The following is a 23,585-nucleotide window of genomic DNA, read 5'->3' on the forward strand; positions in this document are numbered from 1 at the left end:
CGTGGTTTTCATCGTTGCGCCGAAAAGTTGCCAAATCCGGCCTATTGCGCCTTTGCGCGCGTCTTTAGAGGGCTTTGGTTTGCTTCTTGCATTTTCTCCCGCACTGCCGGATGGCCCGAGGTGCGCCTCGTTTGCCATGCCAACCGGCCCTTCTGCTGCAGAACACCGCACGAGGAACGACTTTTGGCTGGCCCACACACGCAACGAGACACAGCACGCTGCGCCCCGCTGCCGGACGACCATAGCCTTGTCGCGGCACTCCTCACCCGGGGACACGCCACGACCAGAGCGGCGGAGCCTGCCCAATGATCATCAATGACTCCCTGCACCGCCTGCTACTCGACAACCTGACCACGGCCACGCTGCTGCTCAATGCCGATCTGCGCCTGGAGTACATGAACCCTGCCGCTGAAATGCTCCTGGCGGTCAGCGGTCAACGCAGCCACGGTCAGTTCATCAGCGAGCTGTTCACGGAAAGCCGCGAAGCCCTGGCCGCTCTACGCCAGGCAGTGGCCGAGGCCCACCCGTTCAACAAACGCGAGGCGATGCTGACCACCCAGACCGGACAGAGTCTGACCGTCGACTACGCCGTCACCCCGGTGCTCAGCCGCGGCGAAACCATGTTGCTGCTCGAAGTGCATCCTCGTGATCGCTTGCTGCGCATCACCAAGGAAGAAGCCCAGTTATCCAAGCAGGAAACCACCAAGCTACTGGTGCGCGGCCTGGCTCACGAGATCAAGAATCCACTCGGAGGTATCCGTGGCGCGGCCCAGTTGCTGGCCCGCGAGCTACCGGAAGAAAGCCTCAAGGATTACACCAACGTCATCATCGAAGAATCGGATCGCTTGCGTAATCTGGTCGATCGCATGCTCGGCTCCAACAAGCTGCCGTCCCTGGCGATCACCAACGTGCACGAGGTGCTGGAGCGCGTCGCCAGCCTGGTCGAAGCCGAGAGCCAGGGCAGCATCCTGCTGGTGCGCGACTACGACCCGAGCATTCCGGATCTGGTCATAGACCGTGAACAGATGATCCAGGCCGTGCTCAATATCGTGCGTAACGCCATGCAGGCGATCGGCGCCAAACCCGAGCTGCGACCCGGGCGCATCACCCTGCGCACGCGCACCTTGCGGCAGTTCACCATCGGCTACGTTCGCCACCGTCTGGTGACCAAGATCGAGATCATCGACAACGGCCCGGGCATCGCGCCGGAACTGCAGGAAACCATCTTCTATCCCATGGTCAGCGGGCGTGCCGACGGCACCGGCCTGGGCCTGGCGATCACCCAGAACATCATCAGTCAGCATCAAGGCCTGATCGAATGCGAGAGCCATCCTGGCAACACCGTGTTCTCGATCTTTCTGCCGCTGGAACAAGGAGCAACTCCGACATGAGCCGCAGTGAAACCGTATGGATCGTTGACGACGACCGCTCCATCCGCTGGGTACTGGAAAAAGCCCTGCAACAGGAAGGCATGAGCACCCAGAGCTTCGACAGCGCCGACGGTGTACTCGGCCGCCTTACCCGCCAGCAGCCTGACGTGATCATCTCCGACATTCGCATGCCCGGCTCCAGCGGCCTGGAGCTGCTGGCCAGAATCCGCGAGATGCACCCGCGCCTGCCAGTGATCATCATGACCGCCCATTCGGATCTGGACAGCGCCGTGGCGTCTTACCAGGGCGGTGCCTTCGAGTACCTGCCCAAGCCCTTCGACGTCGACGAGGCGGTATCGCTGGTCAAGCGTGCCAACCAGCACGCCAAGGAGCAGCAGGGCCTGCACGTGCCGGTGGTACAAGCGCGCACCCCGGAAATCATCGGCGAAGCGCCGGCGATGCAGGAGGTGTTCCGCGCCATCGGCCGGCTCTCGCATTCCAACATCACTGTTTTAATCAACGGTGAGTCCGGTACCGGCAAGGAGCTGGTCGCTCATGCTCTGCACCGCCACAGTCCGCGAGCGGCATCACCGTTCATAGCGCTGAACATGGCGGCGATTCCCAAGGATCTGATGGAATCCGAGCTGTTCGGCCACGAGAAAGGCGCCTTCACCGGCGCGGCCAACCAGCGCCGCGGACGCTTCGAGCAGGCCGACGGCGGCACCCTGTTCCTCGACGAGATCGGCGACATGCCGGCCGACACCCAGACCCGCCTGCTGCGCGTGCTGGCCGACGGCGAATTCTACCGGGTTGGCGGGCACACGCCGGTGAAGGTGGATGTGCGCATCATCGCCGCCACCCACCAGAACCTGGAAAGCCTGGTGACGGCCGGCAAGTTTCGCGAAGACCTGTTTCACCGCCTCAACGTCATCCGCATCCATATTCCGCGCCTGTCCGATCGCCGCGAAGACATCCCGACCCTGGCCCGCCACTTCCTCAGCCGCGCCGCCACCGAACTGGCGGTCGAGCCCAAGCTGTTGAAGAGCGAAACCGAGGATTACCTGCAGCAACTACCGTGGCCGGGCAACGTGCGCCAGTTGGAGAACACGTGCCGCTGGATCACGGTGATGGCCTCAGGGCGCGAAGTGCATGTCGACGACCTGCCGCCGGAACTGCTCGTTCAGCCGCAGGACAACGCGCCAGTGAGCAACTGGGAACAGGCGTTGCGCCAGTGGGCCGATCAGGCCCTGGGCCGTGGCCAGTCGAGCCTGCTCGATACTGCCGTGCCGGCCTTCGAGCGGATCATGATCGAAACGGCCCTCAAGCACACCGCCGGACGCCGTCGCGATGCGGCCATCCTGCTGGGCTGGGGCCGCAACACCCTGACCCGCAAGATCAAGGAACTGGGCATGAACGTCGATGGATCCGAAGAGGACGACAGCGACGACAACTGAGCCGCGACCGCAACACCGAAACGCCGCGGCCTGATCAGGGCGCGCGGCGTTTTTTATGGCCTGCCATTCCTGGCGGCCACCCCTATGAGAACGCGACATGCCGATGCGTTGTTCATCCCCTAAAGCAGTAGCGCACGCAAGAACCATGGTGGAACGATGAAGCGTGTTCCACCCTACGAAAGGCACCGCAGCACCGTAGCCTGGGTTGAGCACAGCGATACCCGGGTGTCCTTTCCCGGGTATATGAAAATGCACGCGATCAGCGCACTGGCAGTGTGCTGATGCACCCGAGCGGAACATCCACGTCCATGCTCCGCGCCCGCCAGAAATCGGCCATATCGGTCGGAGGCCAGTAATCACGGGGTCTTGCAGAGAAAAACAGAACCTGGCACGCCACCTGCAATGGTACAGATAACCCAGTTTCGGGGACCTTGGTACAGGCAGGCCGGGGATTCCCCTCTTTCTTTGGGAGCCTCGGTACAGGCAGGCCGGGAACTCCCTTCTTTCTTCGGGGGCTCTGGTACAGGCAGATCAGAGAATCCCCATTTTCTTCGGGGGCCTTGGTACAGGCAGGCCGAGCACCCCCTCTTTTATCCGCTACCGCGGCGCCAGACGAATCGTCAGGCGCCAGCGACCATCGACTTCCTCGGCATTCCACTCACCACGCAAAGGGCGAGCCGCCAGGACACGCACCTCCAGCTCTCGACCATCACGCAGCACACGCCAATTGGCGGCTCGTCCAGCTACCTGCAGTTGGCCCTGTTGCTCACGCCCCAGCCCTTCGAAACGCAGCGCGAATGCGCCCTGGAAATCGCTGACCTGCACCTGCGGCTCGACGTTGAACCACAGTACCAGTCGATCATTGTCGGCCTCCAGCGCCTTCAGGTGCATCGCGTCGGGATGGAACAGTCGGCCGACCATCAAGCCGACCAGAAAGCCGAAGATCGCCAGCGAGATGATCACCCGTAGCCACGGACGCGGTCTTGGCGGCTTATCGGGCGTAGAATACGCACCGTCTTCTGGCTCGGAGCCGTGCATGTTTCATGTAATCCTTTTTCAACCGGAAATCCCGCCCAACACCGGCAACATTATCAGGCTCTGCGCCAACAGCGGCTGCTACCTGCACCTGATCGAGCCGCTCGGCTTCGAGCTGGACGACAAGCGCCTGCGCCGCGCCGGGCTGGATTACCACGAGTACGCCACGCTACAGCGCCACGCCAGCCTGGAGGCCTGCCTCGAAAGCCTTGGCCAACCACGCGTGTTCGCCTTCACCACCAAGGGCTCACAGCCCTTTCACGAAGTGGCCTACCAACCGGGCGACGCTTTCCTGTTCGGCCCGGAAAGCCGCGGTCTGCCGCCGGAGGTTCGCGACGCCCTGCCAGACGAGCAACGCGTGCGCCTGCCGATGCGCGAGGGTTGCCGCAGCCTGAATCTGTCCAATACCGTGGCCGTCGCGGTCTACGAGGCCTGGCGCCAGCAGGGCTTCCGCTGAGCCGCTAAACGCCAGGCATAAAAAATGGCTGGAAGCCATTTTCAACGTCGCTTGCGACGGCCCGAAGGGTGACCGCCTGGGATGGCAGGCCATAAAAAATGGCCAGGAGCCATTTTTAACGTCGCTTGCGACGGCCCGCAGGGTGGCCGCCAGGGATGGCAGGCCATAAAAAAGCGCCCCGCAGGGCGCTTTTTGAGCAGCGACGACTTAGTTGGCCGCTTGCTGACGCTGCAGCTCTTGGGCGTACAGGGCGTCGAAGTTCACCGGAGCCAGCATCAACGCCGGGAACGAACCACGTACCACGAGGTTGTCCAGGGCTTCACGCGCGTACGGGAACAGGATGTTCGGGCAGAACGCGCCCAGGGTGTGGCTCATGGAGCCAGCGTCCAGGCCCTTGATCAGGAAGATGCCCGCCTGCTGCACTTCAGCGATGAAAGCGGTTTCTTCGCCATTCTTCACGGTCACCGACAGGGTCAGCACCACTTCGTGGAAGTCACCTTCCAGGGGTTTCTGACGGGTGTTGAGATCCATCGCTACGCTCGGCGTCCATTCCTGACGGAAGATCTCAGGGCTCTTCGGCGCTTCGAAGGACAGGTCACGCACGTAGATGCGCTGCAGGGAGAACTGGGGGGTCTGCTCGCCTTGGGCGGCACCGGTAACTTGTTCGGTCATGGGCAAAGCCTTCTGCTGTATGGACTTAAAGAAAGGTTCTAGATCTATCAGGCGCTGAGCAGCGCATCGAGCTTGCCTGCCCGTTCCAGGGCATACAGCTCATCGCAGCCACCCACGTGGGTATCACCGATCCATATCTGCGGCACCGAAGTGCGACCGGCCTTGCGCGTCATCTCTGCACGCAGTTCCGGCTTGCCATCGACGCGGATCTCGTCGAACGACACGTTTTTGTTCGTCAACAGTTGCTTGGCGCGAATGCAGTAGGGGCACCAGTCACTGGAGTAGATGACGACCTTGGTCATGTCACTTCACCACGGGCAGGTTGTCGCTGCGCCAGGTGGCGATGCCACCGCCCAGCTTGGCCGCCGTGAACCCGGCCTTCTTCAGATCGCGAGCGGCAGTGCCGGACTGCTGGCCCAGGGCATCGACGATGATCAGCGTCTTGGCCTTGTGCTTCTCGAGCTCGACGATACGCGAGGTCAGCTTGTCGTAGGGAATGTTCAGGGCACCGACGATATGGCCGCTGGCGAAGTCCTTCTTGTTACGGATGTCGACCACAACGCCTTCGTCGCGGTTGATCAGCGCGGTCAGCTCGCGGCTGCTCAGGCTCTGTCCGCCCTTGCGCAGCTCGGTGAAGATCAGCAGCGCGAGAATGATGACGAACAGGCCGCTGAGGATGAAGTGGGTGGTAGCGAATTCAATGAGGTTGGCAAGCATCACGCGGTTCCGGGACGGTAAAATGTCGGCCAGTATACACAGCCACACAGGTCCCACCAAAGGCCGTACGACCGTGACGGGATCTTTCCTTGGCCGTAGAATGTCTGAACTTTTCTATGTGTCCCTCAAGCAAAGCGAGCCCAGTATGAGCGCAACGCCCAAACCCTTGGTTCTGGTCATTCTCGACGGCTTCGGCCACAGCGACACCCCCGAGCACAATGCCATCTTCGCCGCCAACACGCCGGTCTACGACCGCCTGCGCGCCACCCAGCCCCACGGGCTGATTTCCGGCAGCGGCATGGATGTCGGCCTGCCGGACGGGCAGATGGGCAACTCCGAGGTCGGCCACATGAACCTCGGCGCCGGGCGTGTGGTGTACCAGGACTTTACGCGGGTGACCAAGGCGATTCGCGATGGCGAGTTCTTCGAGAACCCGGCCATCACCGGCGCTGTGGATAAAGCCGTTGGCGCGGGCAAGGCCGTGCACATCCTTGGCCTGCTGTCCGATGGTGGCGTGCACAGCCATCAGGATCATCTGGTGGCGATGGCCGAACTGGCTGCCCGCCGCGGCGCCGAGAAGATCTACCTGCACGCCTTCCTCGATGGCCGCGACACCGCGCCGAAAAGCGCTCAGGGCTCCCTTGAACTGCTCGATGCCACCTTCGCCAGGCTCGGCAAGGGTCGTATTGCCTCGCTGATCGGTCGCTATTTCGCCATGGATCGCGACAATCGCTGGGATCGCGTCGCCCAGGCCTATAACCTGATCGCCGCCGGCCAGAGCCAGTTCAGCGCCGAGACCGCCGTCGCCGGCCTGGAAGCCGCCTACGCCCGTGGTGAGAGCGACGAATTCGTCAAGGCCACCAGCATCGGCGAAGCGGTCAGTGTCGAAGACGGCGATGCCGTGGTGTTCATGAACTTTCGTGCCGACCGCGCCCGCGAACTGACCCGCGCCTTCGTCGAGCCAGGTTTCGATGCCTTCGAACGCGCCCGCGCGCCGCAGACCGCCGGTTTCATCATGCTCACCCAGTACGCGGCAAGCATCGACACGCCCAGCGCCTACAAGCCGGAACCGCTGGTCAATGTGTTCGGCGAGTACCTGGCCAACAATGGCAAGACCCAGCTGCGCATCGCCGAGACCGAGAAGTACGCCCACGTGACCTTCTTCTTCTCCGGCGGTCGCGAAGAGCCCTTCCCCGGTGAAGAACGCATCCTCATCCCCTCGCCCAACGTCGCCACCTACGACCTGCAGCCGCAGATGAACGCCCCCGAAGTCACCGACAAGATCGTCGATGCCATCGAGAACCAGCGTTACGACGTGATCGTGGTCAACTACGCCAATGGCGACATGGTCGGCCACACCGGTGTGTTCGAAGCCGCCGTGGCCGCCGTGGAATGCCTGGACACCTGCGTCGGACGCATCGTCGAGGCGCTCGACAAGGTCGGCGGCGAAGCGCTGATCACCGCGGATCACGGCAACGTCGAGCAGATGCAGGACGAGTGCACCGGCCAGGCACACACGGCACACACCTGCGAACCGGTGCCGTTCATCTATGTCGGCAAGCGCGACGTGAGCCTGCGTGAAGGCGGTGTGCTGGCCGATGTGGCGCCGACCCTGCTGACGCTTATGGGTATGCCGATCCCGAAAGAAATGACCGGCACCAGCATCATTACCCTGAAATGAGGGAATGAACGGCGTCACCCGAAGCCCCGGCTCCTGCCGGGGCTTTTTCCTTTCAGGACCCACTCTTGCTCCCGGGGCAATTCTGTTTTGAGCCGCAGCCGGTTACTCGCCGCGCCAGCGCTGCCCATACTGGCGGCACATTCAGGAGGACACCCATGAACATTTTCATTACCGGCGCCGGTGGCTACATCGGCGGCTCCATCGCAACCGGCCTGGTTCGCGCCGGACACACCGTCACTGGCCTGGTACGCCGCACCGAACAGGCCGACGAACTGGCCGCGCTGGGTATCACCCCGCTGCTCGGCAGCCTCGACGACCGGCAACTGCTGATCAATCAGGCACGGGCCGCCGATGCGGTGATCAATGCCGCCAGCAGCGATCACCGGGGTGCCGTGGAGGCGTTGATCGAAGGCCTGGACGGTTCGGGCAAGGTGCTGCTGCATACCAGCGGCTCGAGCATCGTCGGCGACGCCTGTGGCGGCGACTCGGCGTCGAGCGAGATCTTCCGCGAAGACAACCTGCCGGCGCCAACCGCGGACAAGGCCGCCCGCGTGGCCATCGACGACCTGGTGCTCGCCGCCGCCTCGCGCGGGATCCGCAGTGCCGTACTGTGCAACACCCTGATCTACGGCCACGCCCTCGGCCTGCCACGGGAAAGCGTACAGCTGCCGCGCCTGTTGCGTCAGGCCCGCAAATCCGGTGTGGTTCGACATGTCGGCCGCGGCCTGAACATCTGGTCGAACGTGCATATCGAGGACGTGGTGGCGGTGTACCTGCTGGCCCTGGAGAAAACCCCGGCAGGCACCTTCTACTTCATCGAGAACGGCGAAGCCGCATTCCGCGACATGACCGCCGCCATGGCCCGCGCCCTGCAGCTCGGCGAAGCCCAGGACTGGCCGCTGGCCCAGGCCGAAGCCGAGTGGGGCTACGAGATGGCCAACTACGGCCTGGGCTCCAACAGTCGGGTACGCGGTGAGCGCGCGCGCCGTCTGCTCGGCTGGACGCCAGGCCACTCGTCGGTGCTGCAGTGGATCGAGCACGAGATGCTTTGACCCCGTTGGGACACCGCCAAACGCCTTGGGTCGGCATTCGCGATCCAGGGCGTTTTTTTTGCCCCGCACCACGGGCATACTAGGCAGGTTCCCCGCCAGGTATCGCCTGCCCCATGTTTCGTGCCCTCACCCTGATTCTTCTCGCCTGCCTGCTGACCCCGGCCTTTGCCGATCAGAAAGCCGACACGCAAAAACAGCTGGAAGCAGCACGCGCCGACGTGGCCGAGCTGAAAAAGCTGTTGGAAAAACTGCAGCAGGACAAATCCGGCGTGCAGAAACAGCTGCAGGCCACCGAAACCGAAATGGGCAACCTGGAAAACCAGGTCAAGAGCCTGCGCGATGAACTGCAGGAGAGCGAAGAGGAGCTCAAACGCCTCGATCAGGAGAAAAAAAAACTCCAGGGCGCGCGCCTTGAACAGCAACGGCTGATCGGCATCCAGGCCCGCGCGGCCTACCAGGGCGGCCGTCAGGAATACATCAAGCTGCTGCTCAACCAGCAGAACCCGGAAAAATTCTCCCGCACCCTGACCTACTACGATTACCTCGCTGAAGCCCGAATGGAACAGCTGACGGCCTTCAACGAAACACTGCGCCAGCTGGATAATGTCGAGAAAGACATCAGCCATCATCAAGCCCAGCTGCAGGAACAGAAAAGCCAGCTGGACAAGCGCAGCAACGAATTGGCGGCCGTACGCAAGGAGCGCCAGATAGCCCTGGCCAAGCTGAACAAGGATTACGCCGCCCGCGACCAGCGCCTCAAGGCCCGCGAGCAGGAACAGGCGAATCTTGCCCGAGTACTCAAGACCATCGAGGAAACCCTCGCCCGCCAGGCCCGTGAGGCCGAGCAGGAGCGCCAGCGCGCCCTGGCCGCCGCCCGCGAGAAGCCCGCAGCGCCTACCGCCAAGACACCGGACAGTGGCCCGCTGGTCAGCTCCGGCGCCAGCTACGGCGGCCCCTTCGCCAATGCCAAGGGCAAGCTGCCCTGGCCAGTGAACGGCCGCCTGGTAGCGAGATATGGAACCCCTCGCGGCGAAGACGCTCGGACTAAATGGGACGGCGTACTGATCGGCGCTTCCGCCGGTAGTCAGGTACGCGCCGTGCATGGTGGTCGGGTGGTCTTCGCAGACTGGTTGCGCGGATCCGGGCTTCTGGTCATTCTCGACCATGGCAACGGTTACCTGACCCTGTACGGTCACAACCAGAGCCTGCTCAAGGACGCCGGAGACATCGTCAAAGCCGGTGACCCCATCGCCACCGTTGGTACCAGCGGTGGGCAGGATACGCCGGCTCTGTATTTCGCGATTCGCCAGCAGGGCCGCGCCAGCGATCCGGCCCAATGGTGTCGGGCGCAAGGATAAGCGCCATCTCATTGTCGTAGGAGTTAGTTCGATATGCCGCAACTGTCCCGCCTCACCTCCCTGGCCCTGGCGATTGCCCTGCTCGGTGGCGCACCTGTGCTGCATGCCGACCAGGCTCCAATCACGCCTCCGCCGGCTGCCGACCAGAGCGCCGCGCCACTGCCGCTGGAGGAGCTGCGCACTTTCGCCGAGGTGATGGATCGCATCAAGGCGGCCTACGTGGAGCCGGTTACCGATAAGGAGCTGCTGGAGAATGCCATCAAGGGCATGCTCAGCAACCTCGACCCGCACTCGGCCTACCTCGACCCCAAGGCATTCACCGAGCTGCAGGAAAGCACCAGCGGCGAATTCGGCGGCCTGGGTATCGAAGTCGGTACCGAAGACGGTTTCATCAAGGTGGTCTCGCCGATCGACGACACCCCGGCCTCAAAAGCTGGCATCCACCCCGGTGACCTGATCATCAAGATCGACGGTAAGCCGACCAAGGGCCTGTCGATGATGGAAGCCGTGGAGAAAATGCGTGGCAAGGCCGGCAGCAAAATCCTCCTGACCCTGGTGCGCGAAGGCGGCAGGCCGTTCGACGTGGAGCTGACCCGTGCAGTGATCAAGGTCACCAGCGTCAAGAGTCAGTTGCTCGACCCCGGTTACGGTTACATCCGTGTCACCCAGTTCCAGGTCAACACCGGCGAGGAAGTCGGCAAGGCCCTGAACAAGCTGCGCAAGGACAACGGCAAGAAACTCAGCGGCCTGGTGCTCGACCTGCGCAACAACCCGGGTGGCGTGCTGCAGTCGGCCGTCGAGGTGGCGGATCACTTTCTCAAGCAGGGCCTGATCGTCTACACCAAGGGGCGTATCCCCAACTCGGAACTGCGCTTCTCGGCCGACCCGCTCGACGCCAGCGAAGGCGTTCCGCTGGTGGTGCTGATCAACGGCGGCAGTGCTTCGGCTTCGGAAATCGTCGCCGGAGCCCTGCAGGATCACAAGCGTGGCGTAGTGATGGGCACCGACAGCTTCGGCAAAGGCTCGGTCCAGACCGTGCTGCCGCTGAACAACGACCGGGCGTTGAAAATCACCACGGCGCTGTATTTCACCCCCAATGGCCGCTCCATCCAGGCCCAGGGCATCGTTCCGGATGTGGAGGTGGCACGTGCCAAGCTGACGCGCGAGAGCGACGACCCGAGCCTCAAGGAAGCGGATCTGCAAGGCCACCTGGGCAACGGCAACGGCGGCGCCGACCGTCCGAGCCAGGGTAGCGCCGGCAAACCGGCTCGCCCGCAGGATGATGACTACCAACTGAACCAGGCACTGAATCTGCTCAAAGGTCTGAACATCACCCGCGCCAACTGACGCTCGGTAAACCAAGGCCCCATTGCAGGCTGCTGCAATGGGGCTTTTTCTTGGGCGAAATGGCGAGCCATCCAAGCGTCGGCCAGACCTGCGCGGCCCGCACTGCGTTCCTTGCGGCCCCACTTGATGCGAAAAAACCCGGCACAGCGTTGCCATACCGGGTTTTCCTTTGAGCGTTTTTTAGAGGTAGTTGTTGGTCATCTCGTCGATGAAACCTTCGTTGCGCAGCTCGTCCAGAGCTTTCTGCAGACGCTGCACCACTTCGTCCGGCGTGTCCTTGTTCAGCGCCAGATACAACTCGGCCTCGTTGAAACGCAGCACGGTATTCAGACCGCTGACCCCTTCCTGCTTGGCCAGGTAGCGACCGACCGGGTCGGTGGTGGCCCACAGGTCGATCTTGCCGCTGGTGAGCTTTTTCACGTTCTCCTGATCACGCAAGGCGTTGACCGGTTCCAGGCCCTGGCTTTCCAGGTGCTGACTGACGGCGTCGTTCTTGTAGGCACCAATCGTGTATTTCCCGGCCTCCTTGAGGCTGGCCACGCTGAGGTTGTTACCCGGCGCAGAGAGCAAGACCCAACCGGTCTTGGCCAGCGGGCCGACCCACTTGAACAGAGGCTGACGCTCAGGGGTGAAGGTGGTGGAGAACAGGCCGTAGTTGGGCTTGTCCAGGGTCAGCTTGTAGAGGCGATCCCAGGGGAAGCGCAGGGTCAGGGTGTAATCGATCTGCGCACGCTTGAACATCTCGCGCACGACTTCGGCACTGATACCGTCGATGGAGTCGTCGCGGGCGAAGTTCTTGTCGTCCACCGCCATGTTGAACGGCGGGAAATTCTCGGTCAGCAGCACCATCTTGTAATCAGGTGGCAGCTCGGCCCTGGCGGCACAGGCCGCCAGGGTGAGCCCGAGCAGTACAATCGCTTTCATAGTGTTCAACATCAGTCGTCCCCGCCGCGTGGTTATGATTATGGTTGGCCGGCTTCCTGCCCAATCCCCGCACCATCACCTTCCGTGGCGATGACCACCGTGTGCCCCAAGCACACTGCATTGCAGCATGCAGGCTAGATCATGACCACGCCGGGCGCCTCTCGGCAGCACCCGCGATGTGAATGACCTTCATGCCTAAAGATAACTGTTGAGAATGGTGTCGACGAACCCCTCAGCGCGCATCTTGTCCAGTTCGGTTTGCAGCTTCTGTACCACCTCATCCGGCACTTCCCGGTTCAGCGCCAGATAGAGCTGTGCGCTGTTGAAACGCATCACGGTTTTCAGGCCGCTGACGCCCTCCTGTCGCGCCAGGTAACGGCCGGCAGGGTCACCCGTGGCCCACAAGTCGATCTGACCGGCCACGAGTTTCTTGGCGTTCTCCTGATCACGCAATGAGGTGATCGGCTGCAGCCCCTGCTGTTCCAGATGCTCGGCGATGGCGTCGCCCTTGTAGGCGCCAATCCGGTACCGCTTGGCCTGCTGCAGGCTGTTCACTGCCAGGTTGCTGTCGCCGCGCGCCAGCAGTACCCAATCGTCCGGTCCGATCGGCCCGACCCACTTGAACAGCTCCTCGCGCTCAGGCAGCCGCGCAGTCACGAACACGCCGTAGCCGGGCTTTTCCAGTGCGAGTTTATAGATGCGATCCCAGGGGAAACGCAGGGTGAGACTGTAGGCCACACCGGCACGCTTGAACATCTCGCGCACCACATCGGCGGCGATACCGTCGATATTGTCTTCCTGCGCAAAATTCTTGCCGTTGATCGCCATGTTGTACGGCGGGAAGTTTTCCGTCAGCAACACTACGTTGTAGTTCGGGTCGATTTCCGCTCTAGCCATTCCAGACATCAATAACAGGGCACCCACGCCCATCAGCCACAACCGCTTGCACATAAACAGGTTCCTACCAAGTCAGGGTTTTCAAAAAAGCGGCCCAGCTTAGCCCTGTTTTGGGGCAGACCAAACCTCAATCGTGATTACTGAGCGGTCGGTCACCCGCACCAAGGTGGCGCACAAAGGCTTTCGACGCACCGTGACATGGCTCGCGGCATGGCGTTGACCGGGCGCTGGCAACTTCCCAGGAACTCAGGTGGCGGGCTCGCCCGAAACCGGTACAGGCTCGATGGCTGCCTCTTCTCTGAACCGGTCGGCTCAGGCCGGCACGCTGCCCGCGTTCAGGTAGGTGGTCTTCACCAGGGTGTAGAACTCACGGGCATGGCTGCCCTGCTCCCTGGGGCCGTAGCTGGAATGTTTGCGCCCGCCGAAGGGCACGTGATAATCGACCCCGGCAGTGGCCGCGTTGATCATCACCATGCCGGCCTGGACATGCCGCTTGAAGTGGCTGGCATGGCTCAGGGAGCGGGTGCAGATGCCCGCCGACAGGCCGAACTCGCTGTCGTTGGCCATGGCCAGGGCCTCGGCATAATCCTCGGCACGCAAGATCGAGGCGATGGGCCCGAAGACTTCCTCGCGGCTGATGCGCATGTGCGGCTCGGCGCCGACCACAAGCGCCGGGCGCATGAAGAAACCGCGCGTGTCCCGCTCCAGCAGTTCGCCGCCGTGCACCTGGCCGCCTTCGCTCCTGGCCACGTCGAGGTAAGCCTGGTTCCTGCGCAGTTGCGCGGCATCCACCACCGGGCCGATATCCACCGCCGCCTCCAGGGCATGGCCGACGCGCAGGGCGGCCATGCGCTCGAGCATCGCCGCGACGAAGCGGTCATGGATGCCGGCGGTGACGATCAGCCGACTGGAAGCGGTACAGCGCTGGCCGGTGGCGTGGAAGGCCCCGTTGATGCAGGCCTCGACCGCCACCTCGAGGTCGGCGTCGTCTAGCACCACCATGGGATTCTTGCCGCCCATCTCCAGTTGCAGTTTCTTGCGCAGCGGCAGGCAGGCCGCGGCGATGCGCTGGCCGGTGTGCACCGAACCGGTAAAGCTGACGGCATCGACCTGTGGCGATTCGCTCAACGCCTGCCCGACCACCGCGCCAGAGCCCATGACCAGGTTGACCACGCCCCCGGGCACGCCGGCTTCATTGAGGATGTCGACCAGCGCCCAGGCACAGCCCGGCACCAGTTCAGCCGGTTTGAACACCAGGGTGTTGCCGTAGGCCAGGGCCGGGGCAATCTTCCAGGCCGGTATCGCCATGGGGAAATTCCACGGCGTGATCAGCCCCACCACGCCGAGCGGCTCCCGGGTCACCTCGACGTTCAGGCCGGGACGCACCGAGCCGAGAATCTCGCCGTGCAGGCGCAGGGCCTCGCCGGCGAAGAACTTGAAGATCTGTCCGGCGCGACCGACTTCGGCGATCGCCTCGGGCAGGGTCTTGCCCTCCTCGCGGGCGAGCAGCCGGCCGAGCTCTTCACGGCGGGCGAGGATCAGGCTGCCGGCGCCGTCGAGTATGTCGAAGCGCTGCTGCGGGGACACCTGCGCCCAGGCCGGGAACGCCGCGCGGGCGGCGGCGATGGCTTCGCCGGTCTGCCCGGCATCCGCCTGGGCATAGTCGCCGATCAGGTCGTCCTGATCGGACGGGTTGAGATTGCTCCGGTACTCGGTGCCTGCGCGCCAGCGACCGTCGATGTAGTTGTCGAACCGCATGTGTGGCACTCCTTGCTAGCGGGCCGTTGGAGAACGTTAGCGGGGCAAAAGACCTCGTTCTCCCAGATTGCGGTACAGCGCGCGCACGCCGAACTGCCAGGGCGCGATCGCCGTCGAGTGGCGTACCTCGTTGACCAGCGTGCCCAGGGACGGGGTGGCGATGCTCACCCGGTCGCCGAGATGGTGGGTGAAACCGGCGCCGGCCTCGCCGCGATCCTGGATCGGCGAAAACATGGTGCCGAGAAACAGCATGAAACCGTCCGGGTACTGGTGATGCTCGCCGCAGGTCTGCTCGACCAGGTTCTGCGGGTCGCGGCTGATCTCACGCATGTGGCTGTGGCCCTGCAGGCGGAAACCGTCGTCGGCGCCGTCGATGGTCAGGCCGACTTCGGCCTGGCGCACGGTGTCCAGGTCGAAGTGCTGGTCGAACAGGCGGATGAACGGGCCGATGGCGCAGGAGCCGTTGTTGTCCTTGGCCTTGCCCAGCAGCAATGCGCTACGCCCCTCGATATCGCGCAGGTTGACGTCGTTGCCCAGGCTGGCGCCGACCACCTGGCGCCGGGCGTTGACCGCCAGGACGATCTCCGGCTCGGGGTTGTTCCACTGTGACTGAGGATGCAGGCCGACGCAGGCGCCGAAACCGACGGCCGACATCGGCTGGGATTTGGAGAACACCTCGGCGTCGGGGCCGATGCCCACTTCCATGTATTGCGACCAGGCGCCGCGCCGGCTCAGCTCTTCGCGCAGGGCCTCTGCCTCGGCTGAGCCTGGACGGATACGCGACAGGTCGTCGCCGATCAATGCCTGCAAACTGGCACGGATATCCCTGGCCTTGCCAGCATCGCCGCCGGCCTGCTCCTCGATCACCCGCTCCAGCAGGCTGACCGCGAAGGTCACGCCACAGGCCTTGATCGCCTGCAGGTCGCAGGGCGCCAGCAGGCGATCCTCGGCCTGCGGGTCGAGGCTGCGCGTGAGCCAGTCCGTGGCTGCGCCGAGGGCTTCGCCGGGGGCGTGCCGGGCCAGTTCGAGGCGGTCGTCACGGTCGAGCAGGTCGGCCATCAGCGCCACGCTGCGGCTGATGTCGACCACCTGGCCGTCGCGTACCGCGACCAGCGCAGGGCCATGATGCGGCGCGCCACGCCAGACCCGCCCGACCAGCACGGCACGATCCAGGTCGACGGGCAGGCAGGTAGGGCTGTCAATGGGTTGCATGGGAAACCTCCGCGGCGCCGGGCAGGTTGATCGAACGCGCCCCGTGGATCGGCCGCAAACGCCCCGGGTAGAGCAATTTGCACAGGGCTTCGACGCAGTAGAAATCGCCGAACAGTGTCGCGCCGCGTTCGCCCAGGCGGTGCGGCATGGAGTAGCAGCCATCGGTGAGCAAGCCCCGCTGCGCCGGCTCCCGGGCCAAGTAGGTGGCGCACAGGCCGGTGAGCATCCACTCAGCCTTACCGCGCAGGAAAGCGGCGCGCTGGGCGTCGTCGAGGCTGGCGGCGAGGTCGAGCAGGGCCGAGGCGACGATGGCCGTGGTGGCGGTGTCGCGCACCCGGTCATGGGGCGGCAGGGCATCGAAATCCCAGGGCGGCACCGGGTCGTCGCCGAGCCGCTCGAGGTAGTAGTCGGTCAGTTCCAGGGCGTGCTCGGCATAGCGCCGGTCGGCACTCTCCAGCCAGGACTGGGTGAAGCCGTAGATCGCCCAGGCCTGACCGCGGCTCCAGTCGGATTCGTCGCCGCTGCCTTGGTAGGTGTAGCCGCGCAGGCGTTCGCCACTGACCGTGTCGTACTCCAGGGCATGGTAGGTGGAACGGTTGGGGCGTACGAAATGGGCCCAGGTGCAATCGGCATGGGCCTGGGCGGCCAGGCGGAAGCTGGCGTCGCCGCTGTAGTCCGAGGCCCAGTACAGCAGCGGCAGGTTGGCCATGGTGTCGATGGCCGAACTGCTGCGCCCGCGCGGGTCGTCCAGCGGCCCCCAGGACGACACATAGGCGCCGCCGGCAGTGGCGACGATACGTGCCCGTAGACGCTGGGCGGCGCGCAGGGCGATCTCGGCACAGTCGCGCTCGCCGGTCAGTTGCCAGAAGGGAATCGCGCTGCTGTCGAAGATGAAACCGATGTCGTGGGTGTGCGGATCCTCGGCGCGGTGCTCGATCAGGCGCAGGCGTTCGCGGGCCAGTTCGAGGAAGCGCCGCTCGCCGGTATGGATATGGCTGGCCAGCAGCAGACCGACCCAGAAACCGCAATGCCAGTTGCCGTGGCTCCAGGCCTCGCCCGAATAGCCGGCCGACACCGAGGCGTATTGGGTCACCCAGTTTCCATCTGCGTCGGTATAGATGGGAAAGGCCAGACCCAGGCTGCGCTCGTCCTCCAGCAGCTTGCGCGCCAGAAGATCGAGCGCCTCGCCAGCCAGACGGCCCAGCTCGGCGTCCAGGGCGGGTGGGGAAAGCGTTGCATTCGGCATAGCGTGTCGCTCCTCGATTGTTGTTGTAAGCGTGCGGCCCAGCATAGGAAATCATCTGCCGGGCAGGTTAGGACGATGCCGAGAAATGCTTGTACGATTCGCCCGTCCTGCAGCTGCGCGGCCCCGATCCACCCTTGGACGGTCACGCTTGTGCAGGAGCTGCGACCTCGCAGCGAATGGCGAGCGCAGCGCAGATTCTGCTGGATGGCCACCATCGCATCGCGCCTGGGTCGACGCGCCTACAGGCGAGCCCTCTTGCGAACGGGCTCTTGCAGGCCAAGGAGCAAGGCGCTCTCCGATCACGCCGAATCTCTTGTTCCTGTAGCCCGGGTCGAGCGTAGCGACACCCGGGGCGGGGCAACCATGGTGGATGAAAAAAGCGTCATCCACCCTACGCCCACGTCCGGCGCCCGCCGTTCACGGCCTGACGCCCTGCGGCCTGAGCGCGATATAGGTGCCGAGCACCACGCACACCAACCCGGCGATGCGCCAGAGCCCCAGTGGCTCGTGCAGGAACAGCACGGCGAACAGCACCCCGGAAATCGGCAGCCAGTTGAGAAATACCGAAGAACGGCTCAGGCCGATGGTGGCGATGCCATAGGCCCAGGACAGGTTGCCCAGGGCCGTGGAAAAGAACGCCGAGATTCCCACCAGCCACCAGAACCCGGCGTCCAGCCCAGGCAGACGCCACACCACCTGCGGCTCGCTGAGCGCGACGTGCGCCGCCAGCAATACGGCACCGACCACATGCATGTACAGACCCAACAGCAGCGGCGGCACCGCGGCAGACACGCGGCGGATGCATACCCCGGCGGCGACATAGGTGAACAGCGCGGCGAACAGCGCCGTATCGCCGGAAGCCCCCAGGTGCAGCGCGCCACCATGCAGCACCACCAGCGCCGCGCCGGTCAGGCCCAGGGCGATGCCCACCAGGCTGCGTCGGGTCTGCCGCTCGCCAAGCAGCAGGTAGCCGAGCAGCACGGAAAAGATCGGATTGAGGCCGAGAATCAGTGCGCCATTGGTGGCCGACGAGGTGGCTACGCCCTGGGCCAGGAAAATCTGGTGGGCATACACCATCAGCCCGCCGGCGCCGATCAGCCAGCCCCAGTCGCGCCAGCCGATGCGCACCAGGCGCTGACCGCGCAGCAGGCAGATGGCGCAGATGCACAGCAGCGCCAGGATCATGCGCAACGCGGACAGGGGCAGCGCCGGCAGGTCGACCGTGAGCAGCTTGATCACCGAGACGTTGGCGCCCCAGATCAGCACCGCATAGGCCAGTACGCCGTACGCGGTGACGGTGCTCCGGCGCTGTGCGGCGAGCGCCGCTTCAGGCGTCAAGGCTGACAGCGCCGAGGGCTTTCAGGGCCGAGCGCCCCTCGACGACGCTGACCCCGTTCTGGTTGACCACCCGGCTTTCGCAGACCAGCACCTGCTTGGCCGCCTTCTTCTCTGCCACCCACACCTCCACGCTGAGGGTATCGCCGATATGCACCGGCCCCTTGAAACTCAGGTTCTGCCCGACATAGACGAACCCCGGCCCGGTCAGCCGGGTATGCACCGCGGAAATCAGCGCGGCGGAGAACATGCCATGCACCACCCGGCGGCCGAACGCGGTGCCCGCGGCGAAGGCGTCGTCCATGTGCAGCGGGTTGTCGTCGCCGCACAGTTCGGCGAACAGTGCCACATCGGCAGCGCTGATCGAGCGGCTGAGGCTGAGGCAGTCATCCACCTGCAGGTCGTCGAAGGTATTCGGCATGCTACTCATCGCGGCTCCTCCGCACCGATCACCACGGCTCGCTGCAGCAGCGCATCGATCGCCTCGGCGTCGTAGCCCAGCTCTTCGAGGATTTCCCGCGAGTGCTCGCCGTGCAGCGGTGGCGGCCGGCGCAGCGGCGGCACCTCGCCGTCGTAGCGCAGCGGGTGGTTGAGCAGGCGCACCTTGCCGGCGCGCGGGTAGTCGAACTCGACGATGCTGCGGTTCCACTGCACCTGCGGGTCCTGCTCGACCTGGGCGTAGTCGTTGACCGGCGCGTGCCAGATGCCGTGCTCGGTGAAGATGGCGAACCACTGCTCGGTGCCCTTGCCGAGCAACAGCTTGGCGATCCGCCCATGGATCTCCTCGCGCTTGTAGGACTGGTCATGCTTGGAATAAGCCTTCAGCTCCGGCTCGGCGAAGGCGGCGGACAACGGTTCCATGGCGCTCAGGGAAATCGCGATCCAGCCGTCCGCGGTGCGGTAGATGCCATAGGGCGCCGGGTGGAAGCGCGAGCCCATGGCCGGGGTGCTGCGCGGCCACAGTTCGCCCTTGTTCAGGTAATAGTTGAAGGGCTCGATCTGCAGGTCGAGGGCGGCGTTGAGCAGGTTGCTCTCCACCCGCCGGCCCAGGCCGCTGTGCTGGCGCGCCAGCAGCGCGGCGGTGACGCCGAAGGCGGCGAGGATCGCCGCGTGCTGGTCGACGATCGCCGAACCGACCCCGACCGGGGCGCGATCGCCGTCGCCACTGAGCATCGCCAGGCCGCTCATCGCCTGCAGCAGCAGATCCTGACCGGGCCGCTGCACATAGGGGCCGTCGCTGCCGTAGCCGGTACAGGAGCAGTAGACCAGGCCGGGATTCAGCGCCTTCATCGCCTCGTAGCCGAACCCCAGCTTGTCGAGCACCCCGGGGCGGTAGTTCTCCACCAGCACGTCGGCCTCGCCGATCAGCTTCAGGGCGATGACCTTGCCCTCCTCGCTGCGCAGGTCGAGGGAAATGCTGCGCTGGTTGCGGTTGGCCAGCAGGAAGAACACGCTGACCCCGTCGAGAAAGGCATCGTGACCTGACCAGTGGCGCTCGAAGGCGCCCTTCGGCGGCTCGATCTTGACCACCTCGGCGCCGGCGTCGGCAAGCATCTGCACCGCCGAAGGCCCCTGCAGGTAATGAGTGAAACTGACGACCTTGATTCCCTTGAGCATGTTCAACCCTCCTGTGCCAGGCCCATGGCCCGGGCAATGATCTGTCGCTGGATTTCCGAGGTGCCCTCGACGATCTCCAGCACCTTGGCGTCGCCGAAAGCGCGGGCCACGGCGAATTCGCTGCAGATGCCGTAGCCGCCGTGGATCTGTACCGCCTGGTGCGCTGCGCGCATCGCACATTCGCTGGCGTGCAGCTTGGCCATCGAGGCCTCCAGGGCGTAGGGCTGGCCGGCGTCCTTGCGCCGCGCCGCATCGTAGATCGCCAGGCGCGCGGTGTAGGTGTCGCGGGCCATGTCGGCGAGCTTGAATTGCAGGGCCTGGAAGAATTCCAGGCGCGAACCGAAGGCGCTGCGTTCGCGCAGGTAGGCATGCGCCCGATCCAGCGAACCCTGGAGGATGCCCAGGGCCAGCGCGGCGATCAGGATGCGCCCGCCGGTGACCGTGCCGAGGGTCTGGCGCAGCCCCGCGCCTTCGACGCCGAGCAGGTTGCCGGCAGGGACGCGGCAGTCGTCGAAGAACAGCTCGCAGGTGCTCGAGGCGCGCCAACCGATCTTCTTCAGCTTGCGCCCATAGCTCAGGCCCGGCGTGCCATGGGGCACCACCAGGTTGGAAATCGCCTTGCGCCCGTCCGGCCGGGTGCCGGTGACCGCCGCCACCACGATGGGCCCGGTGATCTCGGTGCCGGAATTGCTGATGAAGGTCTTCGCCCCATTCAGGCGCCAGCCGTCGCCATCGCGCTCGGCGCGAGTACGGATGGCCGCGGCATCGGAACCGGCGTCCGGCTCGGTGAGGGCGATCGCGCCGATCGCCTCGCCCTGCAGGATCGGTCGCAACCAGGTGGCTTTCTGCGCCGCGTCGCCAAACTCGGCGAGCAGGGTGGCGACGCTGGAATTGGCCATGAAGGCATTGGCGATGGCGCAGTCGATGCGCGCGAACTCCTCCAGCACGATGACGAACGACAGCCAGTCGCCGCCGCTGCCGCCGTCCTGCTCGGCATAGGGCAGGCCACTGAAGCCATGCCGCGCCGCCTCGCGCCAGACGGCGTAGGGAAAGCCCTGCTCTTCCCACAGCTCGGCGGCGACGGGCGCGATGTGCGCCTCGGCGAAACGCCGGGCGGACTCACGGATCATCCCCTGCTCCTCGCTCAGCCCGATGGGCAGCGAACTCAGCGCGCTTGTCAGTGATTCAGCCATGCTTGCGTTCTCCACTCTTGCCGAGGAAGGCGCGCAGACCATCGCGCGCCTCCGCCCGGCTGAAATTCACCCCATACAGGGCGGCTTCGCTGCCGAGGCCGTCGGCGAAGGCCCAATCCTCGGCGCCGTTGCACAGGCGCTTGGCCAGGCTCAGGCAGGTGGCGTCACGCTCGATCAGCGTGGCAACCAGCGCCAGCGTTTCTTCGTGCAGGTGGGCGGGCTCGCAGAGGCGATTGACCAGGCCCATTTCCCAGGCCTCCTCGGCGCTGTAGCGGCGGCCGCTCATGATCATTTCCTTGGCCCGCGCCAGGCCGATCGCGCGCACCGCCAGTTGCGTACCGCCCCAGCCGGGAAAGGTGTTCAGGCGGATCTCCGGGAAACCGAAGCTGGCCTGGCGCGAGGCGACGATGAAGTCGCAGGCCAGCGCCAGCTCCAGACCGCCCCCCAGGGCGTAGCCATTGACCATCGCCACCACCGGCTTGGGGTAGTCGCGCAGGCGGCTGACCAGGCGCTGGCCCGCTTCCATCAAGGCGAACGCCTCGTGAGCATCGACCTGGGCCAGGTGCTCGATGTCGTTGCCGGCGATGAAGGCGCGTTCACCTTCGCCTGTCAGCACCAGCGCACGCACCTCGGTAGCCGCCTGCAACAGCGTCAGCTGCGTGTCGAGCTGCTGCAGGATCGCCGGACTCAGGGCGTTGTGCTTGTGCACCCGGTCGATGGCCAGCACGGCCACCGCCCCTTCGCGGCGCACACTCAGCCCGCCGCCGTCGTTTCGCGGATCGTTCATCGGTTTTCGCTCACAAGACTTTCAGATAGGTCTGCCCATCGGCGACGGTGACGCCGTCCTGATTGAGGACGGTGGCCTTGAAGATGCAGATGCTGCGTTCGAGGTTCTTCTCGATCAGCTCCAGCTGCGCGGTCACCGTCTCGCCGATGAACACCGGGGCGCGGAAGGTGATGTCGTAGCGGTAGGACACCGCCCCCGGGCCCTCGGCGCGCGCCGCCAGATAGCCCATCACCGTGGCGATGAAACCGATCGACAAGGCGCCCTGGGCGATGCGTTTGCCGAAGCGGGTCTGCTTGGCGAACTCCTCGTTCAGGTGCACGCCGTAGAAGTCGCCGACGATACCGGCGAACAGGTAGACGTCCGATTCGCCGACGGTCTTGGAAAAACGCTCGATATCGCCCATGGCGTAGCGTTCCATGTTGGCTCTGGCTTGCATGATGGCGCCCTCCTTCACTGTGGTGCGGCCTGGGTGGAGGTTTCCAGCAGCTCGAGCAGCTTGCGGCCCTCGGGAACCTGTTCGATGAGCTGCTCGCGCACCTTGGCGCTCTTCTCGCGCAGCGGGGCGACATCGGTCTCGACCACGGTCACGCCACCCGCCTGCATGCGCTCGATGGATTCGTCGTAGGAGCGTTTGTAGTACTCGATGCCGTAGGCCAGGGCTTCGTCGGCGGCTTCCTGCAGCCAGCCCTTCTGCTGGTCGTTCAGCGAATCCCAGCGGCGCTTGGACATGATCAGCAGGCCCGGCAGGTAGTGCACCCGGGTGATGCTGTAGAACTTGCTGACCTCGGTGAACTTGTCCATGACGAACTGATCGGGCGAGGTATCGCCACCGTCGATCACCCCCTGCTGCAGGGCGATGTACAGCTCGCCGTAGGCCATCGGCGTGGGCTGCGCGCCCAGCGCCTCGTAGGTTCTGACATAGCCGGGCGACTGCATGACGCGCAGCTTGAGGCCGTGCATGCCTCGCTCGCTGTCGACCGGCTTGGAAGCGAACACGTTGCGCTCCATGGCCGACAGCCAGCCCAGGCCGACCAGGTTGTAGTCCGGCAGCATCTCGAGGAAATGCTTGCCCAATGGCCCGGCCAACGCTGTGTTGGCCTGGTCGACGCTGTCGAACAGGTAGGGCACGTCGAAGAAGCTGAAGGCCTTGACCGTCGAGGTCAACGGCGCCTGGGCGGTGACGAACATGTCCAGGGTGCCGCTGCGGGCCGACTGGATCATCTTCACCTCGCCGCCCAGTTGCGACTGCGGGAAGGTGTTGATGGTGATCTCGCCGGCGGACTTCTGCTCGATCAATTCACCGAGCTTTTCCGCCATCACCTGGTAATGGCTTTCCGGCGCCAGGGTGTGGCCGAGGTTGAGGGTCAGCGCCGAGGCTGAGCCGGCGGCGAGCAGCAGCGCGGGGGCGCACAGGCAGGTCGCGAGCGAACGGATGATGGGTTTCATGGTGACTCTCCTAATTGTTGTTGTGTG

At 64.7% G+C, this 23,585-nt stretch carries 23 protein-coding genes; 7 read left to right on the forward strand and 16 right to left on the reverse strand.

Annotated elements, in window-relative coordinates:
* Positions 1-305: 305 nt before the first annotated feature.
* Together glnL and ntrC are read left to right on the forward strand one after the other, a co-directional pair.
* Positions 306-1,391, forward strand: a complete 1,086-nt coding sequence (gene glnL / locus DNK06_RS08645; protein ID WP_131179624.1) for a nitrogen regulation protein NR(II) — start codon at positions 306-308, stop codon at positions 1,389-1,391.
* Complete coding sequence (ntrC, locus tag DNK06_RS08650; RefSeq protein WP_131179625.1) at positions 1,388-2,824, forward strand: nitrogen regulation protein NR(I); 1,437 nt, start codon at positions 1,388-1,390, stop codon at positions 2,822-2,824. The genes glnL and ntrC overlap by 4 nt, the downstream gene beginning before the upstream one ends.
* Before the next feature lie 597 nt (positions 2,825-3,421).
* Here ntrC and DNK06_RS08655 read toward each other — a convergent pair.
* Positions 3,422-3,862 (reverse strand): hypothetical protein, encoded by a 441-nt coding sequence (locus DNK06_RS08655; RefSeq protein ID WP_131179626.1) that lies wholly within the window; start codon positions 3,860-3,862, stop codon positions 3,422-3,424.
* Here DNK06_RS08655 and trmL point away from each other — a divergent pair.
* Entirely contained in the window at positions 3,861-4,316 is a 456-nt protein-coding gene (gene trmL / locus DNK06_RS08660) for a tRNA (uridine(34)/cytosine(34)/5-carboxymethylaminomethyluridine(34)-2'-O)-methyltransferase TrmL (protein WP_131179627.1), read from the forward strand. The two genes, DNK06_RS08655 and trmL, sit on opposite strands and share 2 nt — an antisense overlap.
* Before the next feature lie 207 nt (positions 4,317-4,523).
* On the opposite strand, the gene secB is transcribed toward trmL, so the two are convergent.
* The 3 genes from secB to DNK06_RS08675 are packed head-to-tail and all read right to left on the reverse strand — an operon-like array spanning position 4,524 to position 5,705.
* Positions 4,524-4,988, reverse strand: a complete 465-nt coding sequence (secB, locus tag DNK06_RS08665; protein WP_131179628.1) for a protein-export chaperone SecB — start codon at positions 4,986-4,988, stop codon at positions 4,524-4,526.
* A gap of 47 nt (positions 4,989-5,035) precedes the next feature.
* Complete coding sequence (gene grxC, locus DNK06_RS08670) at positions 5,036-5,290, reverse strand: glutaredoxin 3 (RefSeq protein WP_131179629.1); 255 nt, start codon at positions 5,288-5,290, stop codon at positions 5,036-5,038.
* Position 5,291: 1 nt separating this feature from the next.
* Positions 5,292-5,705, reverse strand: a complete 414-nt coding sequence (locus DNK06_RS08675) for a rhodanese-like domain-containing protein (RefSeq protein ID WP_131179630.1) — start codon at positions 5,703-5,705, stop codon at positions 5,292-5,294.
* Between the two features lie 145 nt (positions 5,706-5,850).
* On the opposite strand from DNK06_RS08675, the gene gpmI reads away from it, so the two are divergent.
* From gpmI to DNK06_RS08695, 4 genes are all read left to right on the forward strand, one after another.
* The gene (gene gpmI / locus DNK06_RS08680) at positions 5,851-7,386 is read left to right on the forward strand and encodes a 2,3-bisphosphoglycerate-independent phosphoglycerate mutase (RefSeq protein ID WP_131179631.1); all 1,536 of its coding nucleotides are present in this window, start codon (positions 5,851-5,853) and stop codon (positions 7,384-7,386) included.
* A 155-nt stretch (positions 7,387-7,541) separates the two neighbouring features.
* On the forward strand, positions 7,542-8,438 hold the full coding sequence (locus tag DNK06_RS08685; RefSeq protein WP_131179632.1) for an NAD-dependent epimerase/dehydratase family protein: 897 nt from the start codon (positions 7,542-7,544) through the stop codon (positions 8,436-8,438).
* A gap of 113 nt (positions 8,439-8,551) precedes the next feature.
* Entirely contained in the window at positions 8,552-9,796 is a 1,245-nt protein-coding gene (locus DNK06_RS08690; protein ID WP_131179633.1) for a murein hydrolase activator EnvC family protein, read from the forward strand.
* 33 nt (positions 9,797-9,829) lie between these two features.
* Complete coding sequence (locus DNK06_RS08695) at positions 9,830-11,143, forward strand: S41 family peptidase (RefSeq protein WP_131179634.1); 1,314 nt, start codon at positions 9,830-9,832, stop codon at positions 11,141-11,143.
* A gap of 180 nt (positions 11,144-11,323) precedes the next feature.
* Here DNK06_RS08695 and DNK06_RS08705 read toward each other — a convergent pair whose 3' ends face one another.
* The 12 genes from DNK06_RS08705 to DNK06_RS08760 form a co-directional block, all read right to left on the reverse strand.
* Complete coding sequence (locus DNK06_RS08705; RefSeq protein ID WP_131179635.1) at positions 11,324-12,079, reverse strand: substrate-binding periplasmic protein; 756 nt, start codon at positions 12,077-12,079, stop codon at positions 11,324-11,326.
* 183 nt (positions 12,080-12,262) lie between these two features.
* On the reverse strand, positions 12,263-13,018 hold the full coding sequence (locus DNK06_RS08710; protein WP_131179636.1) for a substrate-binding periplasmic protein: 756 nt from the start codon (positions 13,016-13,018) through the stop codon (positions 12,263-12,265).
* Positions 13,019-13,276: 258 nt separating this feature from the next.
* The gene (locus tag DNK06_RS08715; protein ID WP_131179637.1) at positions 13,277-14,722 is read right to left on the reverse strand and encodes an aldehyde dehydrogenase family protein; all 1,446 of its coding nucleotides are present in this window, start codon (positions 14,720-14,722) and stop codon (positions 13,277-13,279) included.
* 36 nt (positions 14,723-14,758) lie between these two features.
* A complete protein-coding gene (locus DNK06_RS08720) occupies positions 14,759-15,934 on the reverse strand; it encodes a fumarylacetoacetate hydrolase family protein (RefSeq protein ID WP_131179638.1) in 1,176 nt (391 codons plus the stop codon).
* Complete coding sequence (locus DNK06_RS08725; RefSeq protein WP_131179639.1) at positions 15,921-17,180, reverse strand: glycoside hydrolase family protein; 1,260 nt, start codon at positions 17,178-17,180, stop codon at positions 15,921-15,923. Before DNK06_RS08725 ends, DNK06_RS08720 begins: the two co-directional genes overlap by 14 nt.
* A gap of 417 nt (positions 17,181-17,597) precedes the next feature.
* Positions 17,598-18,518, reverse strand: coding sequence for a DMT family transporter (locus DNK06_RS08730; protein WP_131179640.1), 921 nt, complete (start codon positions 18,516-18,518; stop codon positions 17,598-17,600).
* A complete protein-coding gene (locus DNK06_RS08735; protein ID WP_131179641.1) occupies positions 18,508-18,945 on the reverse strand; it encodes a MaoC family dehydratase in 438 nt (145 codons plus the stop codon). The genes DNK06_RS08730 and DNK06_RS08735 overlap by 11 nt, the downstream gene beginning before the upstream one ends.
* Positions 18,942-20,132: a CaiB/BaiF CoA transferase family protein gene (locus DNK06_RS08740; protein ID WP_131179642.1), complete on the reverse strand. Its 1,191-nt coding sequence runs from the start codon at positions 20,130-20,132 to the stop codon at positions 18,942-18,944. Before DNK06_RS08740 ends, DNK06_RS08735 begins: the two co-directional genes overlap by 4 nt.
* A gap of 2 nt (positions 20,133-20,134) precedes the next feature.
* Positions 20,135-21,325, reverse strand: a complete 1,191-nt coding sequence (locus DNK06_RS08745) for an acyl-CoA dehydrogenase family protein (protein ID WP_207389972.1) — start codon at positions 21,323-21,325, stop codon at positions 20,135-20,137.
* On the reverse strand, positions 21,318-22,112 hold the full coding sequence (locus tag DNK06_RS08750; RefSeq protein ID WP_131176685.1) for an enoyl-CoA hydratase/isomerase family protein: 795 nt from the start codon (positions 22,110-22,112) through the stop codon (positions 21,318-21,320). The genes DNK06_RS08745 and DNK06_RS08750 overlap by 8 nt, the downstream gene beginning before the upstream one ends.
* Positions 22,113-22,122: 10 nt before the next feature.
* Entirely contained in the window at positions 22,123-22,548 is a 426-nt protein-coding gene (locus DNK06_RS08755; protein WP_207389973.1) for a MaoC family dehydratase, read from the reverse strand.
* 14 nt (positions 22,549-22,562) lie between these two features.
* Entirely contained in the window at positions 22,563-23,558 is a 996-nt protein-coding gene (locus DNK06_RS08760; RefSeq protein ID WP_131176684.1) for a TRAP transporter substrate-binding protein, read from the reverse strand.
* Between the last annotated feature and the right edge of the window lie 27 nt (positions 23,559-23,585).

It is taken from the genome of Phytopseudomonas daroniae (genome assembly GCF_004327285.1).
Taxonomy (GTDB): Bacteria; Pseudomonadota; Gammaproteobacteria; order Pseudomonadales; family Pseudomonadaceae; genus Aquipseudomonas; species Aquipseudomonas daroniae.

What these genes read in the sequence shown, in the direction of transcription:
- glnL (WP_131179624.1), top strand. Translation starts at nt 306, where the DNA reads ATGATCATCAATGACTCCCTGCACCGCCTGCTACTCGACAACCTGACC.
- ntrC (WP_131179625.1), top strand. Translation starts at nt 1,388, where the DNA reads ATGAGCCGCAGTGAAACCGTATGGATCGTTGACGACGACCGCTCCATC.
- trmL (WP_131179627.1), top strand. Translation starts at nt 3,861, where the DNA reads ATGTTTCATGTAATCCTTTTTCAACCGGAAATCCCGCCCAACACCGGC.
- DNK06_RS08655 (WP_131179626.1), bottom strand. Translation starts at nt 3,862, where the DNA reads ATGCACGGCTCCGAGCCAGAAGACGGTGCGTATTCTACGCCCGATAAG.
- secB (WP_131179628.1), bottom strand. Translation starts at nt 4,988, where the DNA reads ATGACCGAACAAGTTACCGGTGCCGCCCAAGGCGAGCAGACCCCCCAG.
- grxC (WP_131179629.1), bottom strand. Translation starts at nt 5,290, where the DNA reads ATGACCAAGGTCGTCATCTACTCCAGTGACTGGTGCCCCTACTGCATT.
- DNK06_RS08675 (WP_131179630.1), bottom strand. Translation starts at nt 5,705, where the DNA reads ATGCTTGCCAACCTCATTGAATTCGCTACCACCCACTTCATCCTCAGC.
- gpmI (WP_131179631.1), top strand. Translation starts at nt 5,851, where the DNA reads ATGAGCGCAACGCCCAAACCCTTGGTTCTGGTCATTCTCGACGGCTTC.
- DNK06_RS08685 (WP_131179632.1), top strand. Translation starts at nt 7,542, where the DNA reads ATGAACATTTTCATTACCGGCGCCGGTGGCTACATCGGCGGCTCCATC.
- DNK06_RS08690 (WP_131179633.1), top strand. Translation starts at nt 8,552, where the DNA reads ATGTTTCGTGCCCTCACCCTGATTCTTCTCGCCTGCCTGCTGACCCCG.
- DNK06_RS08695 (WP_131179634.1), top strand. Translation starts at nt 9,830, where the DNA reads ATGCCGCAACTGTCCCGCCTCACCTCCCTGGCCCTGGCGATTGCCCTG.
- DNK06_RS08705 (WP_131179635.1), bottom strand. Translation starts at nt 12,079, where the DNA reads ATGTTGAACACTATGAAAGCGATTGTACTGCTCGGGCTCACCCTGGCG.
- DNK06_RS08710 (WP_131179636.1), bottom strand. Translation starts at nt 13,018, where the DNA reads ATGTGCAAGCGGTTGTGGCTGATGGGCGTGGGTGCCCTGTTATTGATG.
- DNK06_RS08715 (WP_131179637.1), bottom strand. Translation starts at nt 14,722, where the DNA reads ATGCGGTTCGACAACTACATCGACGGTCGCTGGCGCGCAGGCACCGAG.
- DNK06_RS08720 (WP_131179638.1), bottom strand. Translation starts at nt 15,934, where the DNA reads ATGCAACCCATTGACAGCCCTACCTGCCTGCCCGTCGACCTGGATCGT.
- DNK06_RS08725 (WP_131179639.1), bottom strand. Translation starts at nt 17,180, where the DNA reads ATGCCGAATGCAACGCTTTCCCCACCCGCCCTGGACGCCGAGCTGGGC.
- DNK06_RS08735 (WP_131179641.1), bottom strand. Translation starts at nt 18,945, where the DNA reads ATGAGTAGCATGCCGAATACCTTCGACGACCTGCAGGTGGATGACTGC.
- DNK06_RS08740 (WP_131179642.1), bottom strand. Translation starts at nt 20,132, where the DNA reads ATGCTCAAGGGAATCAAGGTCGTCAGTTTCACTCATTACCTGCAGGGG.
- DNK06_RS08745 (WP_207389972.1), bottom strand. Translation starts at nt 21,325, where the DNA reads ATGGCTGAATCACTGACAAGCGCGCTGAGTTCGCTGCCCATCGGGCTG.
- DNK06_RS08750 (WP_131176685.1), bottom strand. Translation starts at nt 22,112, where the DNA reads ATGAACGATCCGCGAAACGACGGCGGCGGGCTGAGTGTGCGCCGCGAA.
- DNK06_RS08755 (WP_207389973.1), bottom strand. Translation starts at nt 22,548, where the DNA reads ATGCAAGCCAGAGCCAACATGGAACGCTACGCCATGGGCGATATCGAG.
- DNK06_RS08760 (WP_131176684.1), bottom strand. Translation starts at nt 23,558, where the DNA reads ATGAAACCCATCATCCGTTCGCTCGCGACCTGCCTGTGCGCCCCCGCG.